Source organism: Nitrosococcus watsonii C-113 (assembly GCF_000143085.1).
Taxonomy (GTDB): domain Bacteria; phylum Pseudomonadota; class Gammaproteobacteria; order Nitrosococcales; family Nitrosococcaceae; genus Nitrosococcus; species Nitrosococcus watsonii.
In genome coordinates this window covers 2424731-2437273 of sequence record NC_014315.1, presented here as the reverse complement: position 1 = coordinate 2437273, position 12543 = coordinate 2424731, and the positions used below count along the sequence as shown (strand labels likewise).

Sequence of the window (12543 nt, the reverse complement as noted above, 5' to 3'; positions counted from 1 at the left end):
ACTGTTCGGCGTTGCCTCTGGTATGGTATCAGTATGGCGGGCCAAGTTGATGCAAGTAAATAATAAATCGCCAATTTCTTCTCGCAGTCTAGAGAGATTCTCATCGCTGGTAAAGGCTTTACGGACTTCTTATAGTTTCTATCTTGCCTAAAATGGGGTCGAAGCTGGCCCAATCAAAACCTTATAGCCAAGCACATATAAATTGATCATACTCTATGGATGATATATTCATCCGATTTTCGTTGTAAGATTTTATCTGTTCGCGAGGAGAAAGGTCTTACGATTGCCAAGGTAGCGTCTTGGTGTTATGTGGGTGTGGCTAGTGTTGCGCGCTGGATCAAAACCCCTAAGCCTAAATATATACGCAACAAACCGGCTATCAGGGTCAATATGGTACAACTTTGGCACGAGATGTTGAAGAATGTCCAGATGCTTATCGCTTGTTTATATTGTAGAGGGTGGTTTTGACTATGATAGACCGCCTCTTCGTGGCTATGCTCCTATTAGCTAGAGAGGCTTTGGAGAATTAATTGACGTGTCAAAGGCAGAACCCATGTTATATGGGTGCTTTGGTTGATAAATTTTTGCTCACGGTTGCATTATTTGCAACCAATATTAACGCTGACATTTTTTATGCCTGGGTCATGCAGGATTGGTTGCCGAGGTTAACAACAACATGCGTTATTATTCTGGATAGCGCCACACTCCACAAGCGTGCTGACATTCAAAACGCCATTCGCAAAGCCGGACATAGTTCGTGAATATTTGCCACCTTACTCCCCGGATATGAACAAAATCGAGCCTAAATGGGCATAATCTAAAACCATCAGAAAACAAAAACTCTGCTTGTTCGATGAATTTTTCACGCAATATCAACTTTGAATCATCTTAGTATGGTGTGCCGCTATAGTTCATCTTTGAGGGCAATGCGGCTTTGTCCTTCTCGAGAATAGTCCACCAGACAGATAGCCTCTATTTGCTGAGCAAGCGCCTTCCCCCTCTCTAGCCTTTCTGTGTATTTTTTCTCCAGCTTCTTCGTGTATTTATTCTTCGCTTAACGTTTTCATACTTCCCTGTAGCCCTTATCGGTCAATAATCTTACGACCTTATCCGCCCGTTCGATTGTTGTTCTTTCAGGAACCGCCTCTTGGGCTACCTTACAGTCAAGCGTAGCTTACGGTCGCTCAAGGAAGGGGCTGATGGGACGACAGGATGGTTGGAAGAAAATTTAGAAGGAGGTGATGCGTTATGGATAAGGAAAGAATGATTGATTTGATTTGGTTTTTTGTGGCTATTTCGGTTTTTTCGACTGTCATTTTTTTCGCACGCGATTCAATTGCTGATTTGATAGCTGCGATCACAAAAGGGGTAAGGTTATGAACATTTTAAGATCAGATAGATTATTTATTTCGGAAGAAAAAACGATTCCTAGCGAATTTTCTGGGAAAAGTTTAATTGACCTTGAACACACGGTTCAGCATCCGGAGATGGCCACATGGTATGCGTGCAATTTAAAGCGCGCTTGTTTTTACGGTTCCGATTTAAGCGGTGTCCTTTTTGATGGCTCATCTTTTGTCTACGCGGATATGAGAAACGCGAGTCTTTATAGAGCTTCATTGAAATATTGCGATTTGCGCGGGGCGATGCTATCAGGCGCGAATCTTGACGGCGCGAAACTTGATGGCGCAAACTTGGCCTATGCGGTTGGCAATGACAGGCAAGTTAAGAGCCTTGTACTGGAAGATGTTTCCATCGTTTATACGGCAGAGAGAATGTGGCTGGATGATGAAAATTTGCCGATTGACGCGTGGTGTAAAGCCTCTAGCCACGATATTGAGTTTAAGTTTGAGTTAGATCTAAGGTGGTGGAGAAAGTGGAAGCGGACGCTGACGTTCATCATCAAAAAGTCGCCAGCAAAGAGGGTATAAAAATGACACTACGGGAGCCTAACCCGCCTGTTTCTCCAGTAATAATTGTTGTGCTGAACGAGGTTTTTGATTGCCTGTTGGCCTGAGGCGTTTGTAGCTACCGTCGGATTGCAGTATCCATGCCTGGGTGTTGTCCGAAAGATAGACGGCAAGTCCTTCCTTGAAGACCCGCTTGGCTAGCTGGTGATCCTCGATGGGAAAAGCGGTTTCGACGCGGCGAAATATGTTCCGTTCCATCCAATCAGCGCTGGCGCAGTAGATTTCGCTATGGCCGCCATTGAGAAAATAATAGATACGGCTGTGCTCCAGAAAACGGCCAACAATAGAGCGCACGTGAATGTTGTCTGAGACATTGGGAATACCAGGCCGCAGTCGGCAAGTGCCCCGGATAATGAGTTCAATTTTCACCCCGGCTTGGGAAGCCCGGTAAAGAGCCTGGATGAGTTGGGGCTCCGTAAGAGCATTGAGTTTAGCGATAAGATGGGCGGCTTTGCCATTGCTGGCGTGTTCTGCCTCCCGTTCGATGGCGTTGATAAGTTGTTTGTGCAGGGTAAAGGGAGATTGCCAGAGTTTTTTGAGCTTGCCAGCCTTACCGAGTCCGGTGAGCTGCAAAAAGATTTTATGGACATCATCGCCAATATCTTTATCACAAGTCAGTAGACCCATATCGGTATAGATGCGGCTGGTTCTTGCGTGGTAATTGCCGGTGCCCAGATGGACATAGCGCCGTAGCCGCTTCCTTTCCCGCCGTACCACGACTATCATTTTGGCGTGGCTTTTATAGCCTACCACGCCATAAACGACTTGTGCGCCGGCATCCTGTAAACGGTTGGCTAAGTGAATATTTTCTTCTTCATCGAAGCGGGCTCGCAGTTCCACTACCGCAATGACTTCCTTGCCGGCCTTGGCGGCTTCCACCAGCGCGTTGACGATGGCGGAGTCGGGACCCGTGCGGTAAAGCGTTTGTTTAATCGCCAGCACCTGAGGATCGACCGCCGCCTGGCGCAGGAACTCGATGACGGGGACAAAGGACTCGAAAGGGTGGTGTAGCAGTACATCGCCGCGCTGAATGATTTCAAAAATATCGGTATTGCGGCTCATGCGCAAGGGCAGGCCGGGAGTGAACGGCGGATACTTAAGATCGGGGCGCTCCACCAGATCCGGGAGGGGCATCAGACGGTTTAAGCTCACTAAACCACTTACCTCATAGAGGTCATCGGAGGTCAGGTTGAATTGCTTGAGAAGAAAATGAGACATTTCGTCGGAGCAATTATCCGCCACTTCCAAGCGAACCGCATCGCCGTAGCGGCGTGTGGATAGCTCTCCCTCCAGGGCATGGAGCAAGTCATCGATTTCTTCCTCATCCACAAATAGATCGCTGTTGCGGGTGACCCGGAATTGATAGCAGCCCGTAGCGGACATTCCTGGGAATAAATCATCTACGTAGGCATGAATAATGGAAGAGAGGAAAATGAAATCGTAGGGTCCCTTGCTATAGGCATGGGGTAGATGGATAAGTCGTGGCAGAGCCCTAGGAGCCGTGACAATAGCAATGCCGTTCTCCCGGCCAAAGGCGTCTTTTCCTTCCAGGGAAACGATAAAATTTAGGCTTTTATTGATAATCCGGGGAAAAGGGTGGGCGGGATCCAAGCCAAGGGGACTTAGCATTGGCACCAGCTCGTTGTTAAAGTAGCGTTTTACCCACTGGGTTTGTTTAGAGCTCCACTCCTGGCGTCGGAGAAAGCGAATGTTCTCTTTTTCAAGCTGGGGAAATAAGGTTTCCTGCAAGATTCGGTATTGCTCTTCTACCATGCTATGGGCATGTTCGCTTACTCGCTTTAAGGTTTCATGAGGTGTTAAGCCATCCGGTCCGGCCTGAAGAGAGCCTAGGACGATTTTTTCTTTAAGCCCTGCAACCCGTATTTCAAAAAATTCATCCAGATTGGTGCTGGAGATACAAAGAAAGCGGAGCCTTTCTAGCAGGGGGATGCTCTCGTCGGTCGCCTGGGCCAGCACCCGGCTATGAAATTGCAGCAGGCTGAGTTCGCGGTTAAGGTAAAGATCAGGGTGGTTTAGGTCAGGGGCATCCATGATTGCAGTCCGTGGGAAGCAGCAATGCTTCTAATTTAATGGGTTCTCCTGGGGTGTATAAGCTTTAATGCTCAAGGCATGAATATCCTGGCCCATGCCTTCCTGGACCGCCTTGTAGACCATGCGGTGGCGCTCTAATAAAGACTTTCCGCTAAAAGCTTGCGCAACAATGATGACTCGGTAGTGACCGCCGCCGCCATGACCCTTATGGCCAGCATGGCGGGCACTGTCATCCTCGACGGTTACATGCTGGGGGGAAAGAGTCGCCTTTAATTGCGTTTGGATAAATACGATCCGTTCCTCTGGTGTCACGGCAGCACCTGTTTGAAGGGTTTGACGGTGACATAAGCATAAACTCCTGCTTCTATATAAGGATCAGCTTCGGCCCATTGTTGAGCTGCTTCCAGGGAGGGAAATTCTGCTACGATGAGACTGCCAGTAAAGCCCGCTTCTCCAGGGTCCTGGGTATCCAGGGCAGGAAAAGGGCCTGCTAGCACCAGGTGGCCATTCTCTTGGAGTTTCTGGATTCGCGCCAAGTGCTCGGAGCGGGCCTGACGGCGGCGTTCTAGGCTATGGTCAACATCTTGACCCATAATCGCGTAGAGCATGATCAGTCCTCGGAGGGGTTGAGATATCGGGTCAGGTAAAAAGCTTGGCCAACGACAAATAACAAAGTTAATCCTAGCATACCAAACAGTTTAAAATTTACCCAGACGGCTTCTGTGAATGCATAGGCGACATAGAGATTAGCCAGCCCCGAAATAAAGAAAAATATTATCCAGGCTCCATTAAGGCGATTCCAGATGGAAGTTGGTAGGGTGATGGCCGTACTCATCATACGTTGCACCAGGGGCTTGTGGGTGAATAGCTGACTGGCAAGAAAGGCAAGTCCAAAAAGCCAATTGACCACGGTGGGTTTCCACTTGATGAAAGTAGGGTCCCGAAACATGAGGGTCGCACCTCCTAATACAACTACTAAACCTAGCGTGACCAGATGCATGGATTCAAAACGATGGTGCTTAAAAAAATAAAGACCGACTTGGAGAACAGAGGCCACGATAGCTACCGCTGTGGCAAAAAGAATGGCATTTTCTGGTGCGCCGGGAATTAATACCAGAAAGGGAATGTGATCAAGTCCCGCTACAATGTCAGGGGGTAGTTGGTCGTAGAGTTGATAAGCGGCAAAAAATAAAATAATGGGAAAAAGGTCAAAAAACAGTTTCATAAGGTTTATCCTGTACGCCCATAAAATATCTTACTGAATTTGCTGTATAAGGTACACTGTATCAAATGACAACCGTAATTTATGATTTACATACCCATTCAACGGCTTCCGATGGGACCTTGAAGCCGGCAGAACTGGTACGGCGGGCTGCCGGGCAAGGAGTAAATGTCCTGGCTTTGACCGATCACGATTGCACCGCTGGCCTCACTGAAGCCAGTGTGGCCACTGAGGATCTGGCTTTGAATCTGATCCCCGGAGTGGAGATTTCGGTAACCTGGGGAGGGCGTACGGTGCATATTCTAGGATTGGGAATTAACCAGGAGGAGCCAGGATTGCAAGCCGGTCTTCAAAAGCTACGATCCTATCGGGATGAGCGGGCCCGTGAAATTGCCCATGGTTTGCAAAAAGCAGGCATTGAGGGAGCGTTGGAGGGAGCTTCCTGCTATGCTCAGGGTAGCATCCTCAGCCGTACCCATTTTGCCCGTTTTTTGGTGGCAAGGGGGTATGCCAAGAATACCCAGGCAGTTTTTAAACGCTATTTAGCTCAGGGCAAGCCCGGTTATGTTGCCGGTTGTTGGGCAACCTTGGAACAGGCTGTGGGCTGGATTCGGCAGGCGGGTGGATGTGCCGTCGTTGCGCATCCAGCGCGCTACCATTTGACTCGTAGTAAATTAGTGCGATTGTTCAGCGAATTTAAAGAATGCGGGGGAGTGGCGATGGAAGTGCTGTCAGGCAGCCAGCCGCCAGAGGCAACGGCGCTTTTACTGGGTCTTGCTAGGGACATGGAATTGCTCGGGTCTTGTGGCTCCGACTACCATGGACCTGGGCAAGCCTGGGTCGAACTGGGGAGAATTCCTCCTTTGCCTGGGAACTGCAAGCCGGTATGGAGTTTATGGCAATGATTGTGAGGTTTCATTTTTATGAGTCAGTATTTTCGTATCCATCCTGCTAATCCCCAACAACGCCTTCTTAACCAAGCAGCTAGCTTCCTTCGGCAGGAAGGACTTATCGTCTATCCCACGGATTCTGGCTATGCGTTAGGATGCCAGGTGGGAAACAAGGCGGCAGCGGATCGTATCCGTCAACTCCGAGGTCTCGGCAATCGCCATGAATTTAGCTTGGTGAGTCGCGACCTTTCGGAACTTTCCCTCTATGCCAAAGTAGGTAATAGCGCCTTTCGGTTATTAAAGGCGCTAACGCCTGGCGCTTATACTTTTATTTTTAAGGCAACCCGGGAGGTGCCGCGGCGTTTGCAGGACCCTAAGCGGCGCACGATTGGCATTCGGGTTCCAGCTAATACGGTTACGCAAGCATTGCTGACTACCCTGGGTGAACCCCTGATAAGCTCCACCTTGATTTTGCCAGGAGAAGACATTCCCCTCACTGATCCAGAGGAGATTCGAGATCGGATGGGTGGCCAAGTGGATCTTATTATCGATGGTGGTTATTGTGGCTTCGAGCCGACCACCGTCGTTGATTTGGTCGAAGATATGCCAAAGGTCATCCGCGAGGGCAAGGGTGATACTACGCTTTTTAAGGCTCAATCCTAATTCTAGGCCAGGGGCGGGATTTAAACATTAGCAAGGTGCTTGAGTAAAGTAATGGTGGCTATGCTGGCTGAGATTGGGCTATGGCTTTTCCTCATGTTAGCGGTTGTTGCGGCAGGCTGGGGGTGGAGCCGAGGCCTTCGTGCTTGTGAGTCAGCTAATGAGGTCGATTGGGGCGGGCCGTGGCTAAATCGACTGGATGGCTTGAATCGTCTTTACTGCCGCCGTTTTCATCGCCTTAATTCTGACTTATTGCCCTTACCCCCCCAAGGGGGAGTGTTGGTGGCAGCTAACCATGTTTCCGGGCTAGATCCGCTGCTTTTGGTAGCGGCGAGTCCCCGGCCCTTAAGGTTTTTAATTGCCCGTGAGCAATATCAGCGATTTGGACTCAAAAAATTGTGCCAGGCCATGGGGTGTATCCCCGTTGATCGCAGCGGTCGGCCAGAAAAAGCCCTTCGACAGGCTTTGCTTGCCCTGCGCGCCGGGGAAGCCGTGGTCATTTTCCCCCAGGGAGGGATTCATCTGGATACGGACCCGCCCCGGCCTCTTAAGAAAGGGATAGCCTGGCTTGCCGCCCGTTCTGGCGTGTCTGTCTATGGGGTACACATTGAAGGGGTGAAGGGAGAAGGCCGAATTCTGGGAGCGGTGCTGCTTCGAAGTCGCGTTTTCCTCCGTTATCGTTCCCCTATATCCTGTCTTTCCTTATCGCAAGAGGAGTGTTTAGCACTGGTTGCTCAAACTATACGAGGCGGTCGGGAGGAAGAAATTTCCTAGCTAGTGGATGGGGTTTAATTTACCGGGCGTAGCCCCCATCTTTATTCTTAGATTTAAGATAATTAGATGCTAGAGGGTTTGCCTAATGCGACAGGATAAATTAACGACCAAGTTCCAGGAAGCTTTGGCCGATGCTCAAAGTGTGGCGGTAGGCCAGGATCATCAATTTTTAGAACCACTTCATATCATATTCGCCCTGCTAGAGCAGCAAGGGAGTAGTGTCCCTCCGCTGCTAATGCAGGCTGGGGTGAATGTCCGTAACCTCCATACCCAGCTTAGGGAAGCCCTGAAGCAGCTTCCCCAGGTACAGGGAACGCCTGGAGAGATTCATCTTTCCCAGGATTTAGCCCGCTTGCTTAATGTGACTGATAAGCTGGCCCAGCAGCGCCAGGATCAATATATTTCCAGTGAATTATTTGTGCTTGCCGCGGTGGAAGATAAAGGCCAGGTGGGCGAATTGCTGCGTAAAAATGGCGCAACCAAGGGTGGTATAGAGGCGGCTATCCAGGCGATTCGGGGCGGCCAGCAGGTGAATGAACCTGGCGCTGAGGATCAACGTCAAGCTTTGGAACGTTATACCATTGATCTTACGGAGCGAGCAGAGCAGGGTAAACTGGACCCTGTCATTGGCCGCGACGATGAGATTCGCCGCACTATTCAGGTGTTGCAACGTCGGACTAAAAATAATCCTGTGCTCATTGGTGAGCCAGGGGTCGGTAAAACCGCGATTGCTGAAGGGCTAGCCCAGCGTATTATTAATAGTGAAGTACCGGAAGGGCTTAAAAACAGGCGTCTGCTTGCTTTGGATATGGGCGCGCTGATTGCTGGGGCCAAGTTCCGGGGCGAATTCGAAGAGCGCCTTAAGGCCGTGCTCAAGGATATTAGTAAGGCGGAAGGAAATATTATCTTATTTATTGATGAACTCCATACGGTGGTGGGGGCCGGTAAGGCGGAAGGAGCCATGGACGCGAGTAATATGCTTAAACCTGCCTTGGCCCGGGGCGAACTTCACTGTATTGGAGCCACAACTCTGGATGAATACCGCCGCTACATCGAAAAAGATGCGGCTCTGGAGCGGCGCTTCCAAAAGGTGCTGGTTGATGAGCCTAATGTGGAGGATACGATCGCTATTCTGCGGGGATTAAGTGAACGCTATGAGGTTCATCATGGAGTAGAAATTACTGATCCTGCTATTGTGGCGGCGGCGACTTTATCTCACCGTTACATCACCGATCGCAAGCTGCCGGATAAGGCTATTGATCTCATTGATGAAGCCGCCAGTCGCATTCGGATGGAAATCGACTCCAAACCAGAGCCCATGGACCGATTGGAGAGGCGGTTGATTCAACTGAAGATTGAACGGGAAGCTCTCCGTCGGGAGACTGACGAAGCTTCCAAGAGGCGTCTGGAAACCCTGGAAACCGAACTGAACCAGTTGGAAAAGGAATATGCGGATTTGGAGGAAATCTGGAAGGCGGAGAAAGCTACTTTAAGTGGCGCCCAAGGAATCAAGGAGCAACTGGAGCAGGCTCGCCTGGATTTGGAATCCGCCCATCGTGCCGGAGATTTAGGGCGGATGTCGGAGTTGCAATATGGCCGTATCCCAGAGTTGCAAAAGCAGTTGGATGCCGCCACGGCGGTGGAGCAGCATGATTTTAAGTTGCTGCGCAATAAAGTCTCGGAAGAGGAAATTGCGGAGGTCGTTTCCAAATGGACGGGAATTCCAGTCTCTAAAATGCTGGAAGGCGAGCGGGAGAAATTGTTAAAAATGGAAGCGGCGCTTCACCAGCGTGTGGTGGGTCAAGATGAGGCTATTGCCGTGGTGAGCAACGCGATTCGTCGCTCCCGAGCGGGGCTTGCTGATCCCAACCGGCCCAATGGGTCCTTTCTCTTTTTAGGGCCTACAGGGGTAGGTAAAACCGAGCTTTGCAAGGCCCTGGCGATGTTCCTGTTCGATACGGAGGAGGCCATGGTCCGTATTGATATGTCCGAATTTATGGAGCGGCATTCCGTGGCCCGTTTGATCGGTGCTCCACCGGGTTATGTGGGTTTTGAGGAAGGAGGTTACCTGACCGAGGCGGTACGCCGTAAGCCCTATTCGGTAATTTTGCTCGATGAGGTAGAAAAGGCCCATCCGGATGTGTTTAATATCTTGCTTCAGGTTCTGGACGACGGGCGGCTAACGGATGGTCATGGCCGCACGGTGGACTTTCGCAATACGGTGGTGGTCATGACTTCTAATCTCGGCTCCCATGTTATCCAGGAAATGGCCGGAGAAGATCGTTACCAGGAAATGAAAAGTGCGGTAATGGAAATTGTAGGACAACATTTTCGGCCAGAATTTATTAACCGGGTTGATGATGTGGTGGTCTTTCATCCCTTACAGAAAGAGCAGCTTCAGGCTATTGCCCAGATCCAGATGGGTTATCTCCGGCAGCGATTGGCGCAACGGGATATGGTGTTAACTATTCCCGAGGATGCGTTAAGCAAGCTGGCGGAGGCGGGCTTCGATCCAGTTTACGGTGCCAGGCCCCTCAAGCGGGCGATTCAGCAACGGCTCGAAAATCCCTTAGCCCAGGAAATTCTCGCTGGCAAATTTGAGTCTGGGGATTTCATTGAGGTGGGGGTTGAAGGGGATCAATTTACTTTTAAGAGAGAGACGAGAGCAGCATCCGTAGCCTAGCCTAGACTTAATGTTACCTAGGGAAGGGAACCATATCCGTTTCTGAAAACCAGACGCCGGCTTTTTGCCGGCGTCGGTCTTATGCCTGGTTTTTAACGGCTTTTTGTAAGCGATCGTGGTTATTCAGGTCAAGGTTTTTTCTTTCTGTGATAGTTTTTGCTCCGCCCATCGCTGCGCATTAGGGTAATCGACTTTGCCGCTAGCCAGTAGGGGAATGTTTTCCACCACTAAAATCCAGCGGGGTACGTTGAGTTCACTGAGTCCCTCTTTCTTCGCCTGGAGCAGCAGAGGACGGCGTTCAGCTCCTTTTTGCTCGGTTAATAGCACTACCACTTCTCCCTTTTTAGCGTCTGGCAGGGAAACGGCGGCATGGCATGCCTCGGGCCAGACAGTGGCGGCTAGCATTTCCACCGTAGTGAGGGAAACCATCTCGCCGGCGATTTTGGCAAAACGCTTAGCGCGCCCGCGAATGGTCAAATAACCTTCTTCGTCGATACTGACGATATCGCCGGTATCGTACCAGCCTTTGCCACGGGGAGTTTGGGGCGGTTGTAATTGCCCTGGGGCCTGGTGTAGTAAATAGCCGAGCATGACATTGGGGCCACGGACCTCCAAGCGCCCTCCCTGATGGATGCCCGCCACTGGCTCAATATGATATTGAATGCCAGGCACTAGTTTCCCCACCGTGCCTGGGCGGTGATCAACGGGAGTATTAACAGCCAAGACCGGGCTGGTTTCGGTAACGCCATAGCCTTCAAAAATGCGGACCCCGAATTTATCAGCCCATAGCCGGCGCGTGGGTTCCTGCAGTTTTTCCGCGCCTGCGAATACGTAGCGTATGCTATAAAAGTCGTAAGGGTGGGCATGTTGGCCATAACCGGCGAGGAAAGTATTGGTGCCAAATAAGATAGTAGCATCAGCCTGGTAGGCGGCTTCGGGGATCGTCCGGTAGTGAAGCGGCGAAGGGTACAAAAATAAACGGGTGCCGCCAAGGAGGGGTAAGAGGGTTCCCGCCGTTAACCCAAAGGCGTGGAAAACAGGTAGGGCATTAAAGATCAGATCCTCCCTGGTAAAATCGATCCGGCTTGCAATTTGTTGAATATTGGCCAGAAGGTTGGCATGGGAAAGCACCACTCCCTTGGGCAATCCTTCAGAGCCCGAAGTAAATAAAATCACGGCTGGTTTATCGGGGGTCGCTTGGGGTACTGTGCGGTGATAGGTAGTACGGGCGAAATGAGCGCGCACGGCGGCTTGCAGAAATTTCCAAGGGCCGATGTGCTGGCGTAAGTCTTCTAAGTAAATTAACTGAACCTTAGGCGTTAGGGCTTTCTCTATAGGCTGTAATTCAGCAGCTTCGATAAAGCGCCGTGAAGTATAGACGGTCCGGATACCACTTGCCTCAAGGGCGGCCAAAAGGCCGTTAGCGCCACTGGTGAAGTTCAACATGGCGGGTATTCGTCCCTGGCTGTGCAAGGCAAAAAAGAGCACTGCGGTGCTTAAAGTATTAGGCAGAAGTACGCCAACATATTCGCCCGGCTGAGTGTCCCGTGTAAGCACGGCGCCCAGCAGAAAGGCCCGCTGTATTAGCTGATTGTAGCGTATTGGCTGGTGCTCTAAGTCTTGCGCAATTCGGAATTTTCCGCCATGGACTTGGCGGGCTGCCAGCAAAGCATCAAAGATGGTTTGGCGGTAATGGCCATTGGAGAGCTTTATCTTTGCTATGGCCTCAACTAGTCGAGCTTCGGCCTGCTTGCGCCGTTCCCGGTTGGAAAGCTGGGGCGATAAGGTGAAGTCCTGGGGTGGCAGCAGAGTAATGGTGATGGAAGGGAACCACTTGCGGCGGCCGCGCATGGAGGAAAAAGATGTGTCTTCAGCGCCTTCGATCCGTATTGGCAGTACGGTTGCTCCGGCTTTGCAGGCTGCCCACCCTAAGCCGGGATAAATTTTCATCACCGAACCTGTCACGCTCATCCTTCCCTCGGGAAAGAGAATGACCTTGTGGTGTTCTTTGAGACGTTTGAGCAACTCTTTTGGAGCCGTGGGGGCAGCGAGATCTAACGGAAAAGTAGGCAACAGTTTGAGCCAGGGGCGTAGCCAGCGACTGCGGGCGAGTTGAGGAGGGATAGCAAAGACCGAGTCCTGGGGGAGAAACATTGCCAAGAGCAATGGATCGAGAAAGGAGACATGGTTGGCGGCTAACAATACCCGGGGGCCAGCCTCTTGATAATGCTCTAAGCCCTTGACTTGGACCCGATAAATTTTTTTGAGCAAATATCGAAGTAAGGCAGCCATACG

12 protein-coding genes are annotated in these 12543 nt (G+C 50.7%); 7 read left to right on the top strand and 5 right to left on the bottom strand.

Going from position 1 to position 12543, the window contains the following annotated elements; translation table 11 throughout:
- Nucleotides 1-530 precede the first annotated feature (530 nt).
- The 3 genes from NWAT_RS18065 to NWAT_RS15685 all read left to right on the top strand — a co-directional run bounded on the left by NWAT_RS18065 (nucleotide 531) and on the right by NWAT_RS15685 (nucleotide 1928).
- Nucleotides 531-761, top strand: coding sequence for a transposase (locus NWAT_RS18065; protein ID WP_408634621.1), 231 nt, complete (start codon nucleotides 531-533; stop codon nucleotides 759-761).
- 487 nt (nucleotides 762-1248) lie between these two features.
- The gene (locus NWAT_RS17785; protein WP_013221141.1) at nucleotides 1249-1380 is read left to right on the top strand and encodes a hypothetical protein; all 132 of its coding nucleotides are present in this window, start codon (nucleotides 1249-1251) and stop codon (nucleotides 1378-1380) included.
- Nucleotides 1377-1928, top strand: coding sequence for a pentapeptide repeat-containing protein (locus NWAT_RS15685; RefSeq protein ID WP_013221140.1), 552 nt, complete (start codon nucleotides 1377-1379; stop codon nucleotides 1926-1928). Before NWAT_RS17785 ends, NWAT_RS15685 begins: the two co-directional genes overlap by 4 nt.
- A gap of 18 nt (nucleotides 1929-1946) precedes the next feature.
- Here NWAT_RS15685 and ppk1 read toward each other — a convergent pair whose 3' ends face one another.
- From ppk1 to NWAT_RS10965, 4 genes are read right to left on the bottom strand one after another with little or no spacing between them, the layout of a single operon-like run.
- A complete protein-coding gene (gene ppk1, locus NWAT_RS10980; protein ID WP_013221139.1) occupies nucleotides 1947-4019 on the bottom strand; it encodes a polyphosphate kinase 1 in 2073 nt (690 codons plus the stop codon).
- A 30-nt stretch (nucleotides 4020-4049) separates the two neighbouring features.
- Nucleotides 4050-4331, bottom strand: coding sequence for a BolA family protein (locus tag NWAT_RS10975; protein WP_013221138.1), 282 nt, complete (start codon nucleotides 4329-4331; stop codon nucleotides 4050-4052).
- Nucleotides 4328-4627, bottom strand: a complete 300-nt coding sequence (locus NWAT_RS10970; protein WP_013221137.1) for a YciI family protein — start codon at nucleotides 4625-4627, stop codon at nucleotides 4328-4330. The genes NWAT_RS10975 and NWAT_RS10970 overlap by 4 nt, the downstream gene beginning before the upstream one ends.
- Before the next feature lie 2 nt (nucleotides 4628-4629).
- Entirely contained in the window at nucleotides 4630-5244 is a 615-nt protein-coding gene (locus NWAT_RS10965; protein ID WP_013221136.1) for a septation protein A, read from the bottom strand.
- Between the two features lie 65 nt (nucleotides 5245-5309).
- Between NWAT_RS10965 and NWAT_RS10960 the strand changes: the two genes are divergently transcribed.
- From NWAT_RS10960 to clpB, 4 genes are all read left to right on the top strand, one after another.
- Entirely contained in the window at nucleotides 5310-6146 is an 837-nt protein-coding gene (locus NWAT_RS10960; protein WP_013221135.1) for a PHP domain-containing protein, read from the top strand.
- A gap of 18 nt (nucleotides 6147-6164) precedes the next feature.
- Nucleotides 6165-6794 (top strand): L-threonylcarbamoyladenylate synthase, encoded by a 630-nt coding sequence (locus tag NWAT_RS10955; RefSeq protein WP_013221134.1) that lies wholly within the window; start codon nucleotides 6165-6167, stop codon nucleotides 6792-6794.
- A 39-nt stretch (nucleotides 6795-6833) separates the two neighbouring features.
- The gene (locus NWAT_RS10950; protein WP_232420105.1) at nucleotides 6834-7565 is read left to right on the top strand and encodes a lysophospholipid acyltransferase family protein; all 732 of its coding nucleotides are present in this window, start codon (nucleotides 6834-6836) and stop codon (nucleotides 7563-7565) included.
- A gap of 85 nt (nucleotides 7566-7650) precedes the next feature.
- A complete protein-coding gene (gene clpB, locus NWAT_RS10945) occupies nucleotides 7651-10248 on the top strand; it encodes an ATP-dependent chaperone ClpB (protein ID WP_013221132.1) in 2598 nt (865 codons plus the stop codon).
- 123 nt (nucleotides 10249-10371) lie between these two features.
- Here clpB and NWAT_RS10940 read toward each other — a convergent pair whose 3' ends face one another.
- A complete protein-coding gene (locus tag NWAT_RS10940; RefSeq protein WP_232420104.1) occupies nucleotides 10372-12540 on the bottom strand; it encodes an AMP-binding protein in 2169 nt (722 codons plus the stop codon).
- Nucleotides 12541-12543 lie beyond the last annotated feature (3 nt).

What these genes read in the sequence shown, in the direction of transcription:
- NWAT_RS17785 (WP_013221141.1), top strand. Translation starts at nt 1,249, where the DNA reads ATGGATAAGGAAAGAATGATTGATTTGATTTGGTTTTTTGTGGCTATT.
- NWAT_RS15685 (WP_013221140.1), top strand. Translation starts at nt 1,377, where the DNA reads ATGAACATTTTAAGATCAGATAGATTATTTATTTCGGAAGAAAAAACG.
- ppk1 (WP_013221139.1), bottom strand. Translation starts at nt 4,019, where the DNA reads ATGGATGCCCCTGACCTAAACCACCCTGATCTTTACCTTAACCGCGAA.
- NWAT_RS10970 (WP_013221137.1), bottom strand. Translation starts at nt 4,627, where the DNA reads ATGCTCTACGCGATTATGGGTCAAGATGTTGACCATAGCCTAGAACGC.
- NWAT_RS10965 (WP_013221136.1), bottom strand. Translation starts at nt 5,244, where the DNA reads ATGAAACTGTTTTTTGACCTTTTTCCCATTATTTTATTTTTTGCCGCT.
- NWAT_RS10960 (WP_013221135.1), top strand. Translation starts at nt 5,310, where the DNA reads ATGACAACCGTAATTTATGATTTACATACCCATTCAACGGCTTCCGAT.
- NWAT_RS10955 (WP_013221134.1), top strand. Translation starts at nt 6,165, where the DNA reads ATGAGTCAGTATTTTCGTATCCATCCTGCTAATCCCCAACAACGCCTT.
- clpB (WP_013221132.1), top strand. Translation starts at nt 7,651, where the DNA reads ATGCGACAGGATAAATTAACGACCAAGTTCCAGGAAGCTTTGGCCGAT.
- NWAT_RS10940 (WP_232420104.1), bottom strand. Translation starts at nt 12,540, where the DNA reads ATGGCTGCCTTACTTCGATATTTGCTCAAAAAAATTTATCGGGTCCAA.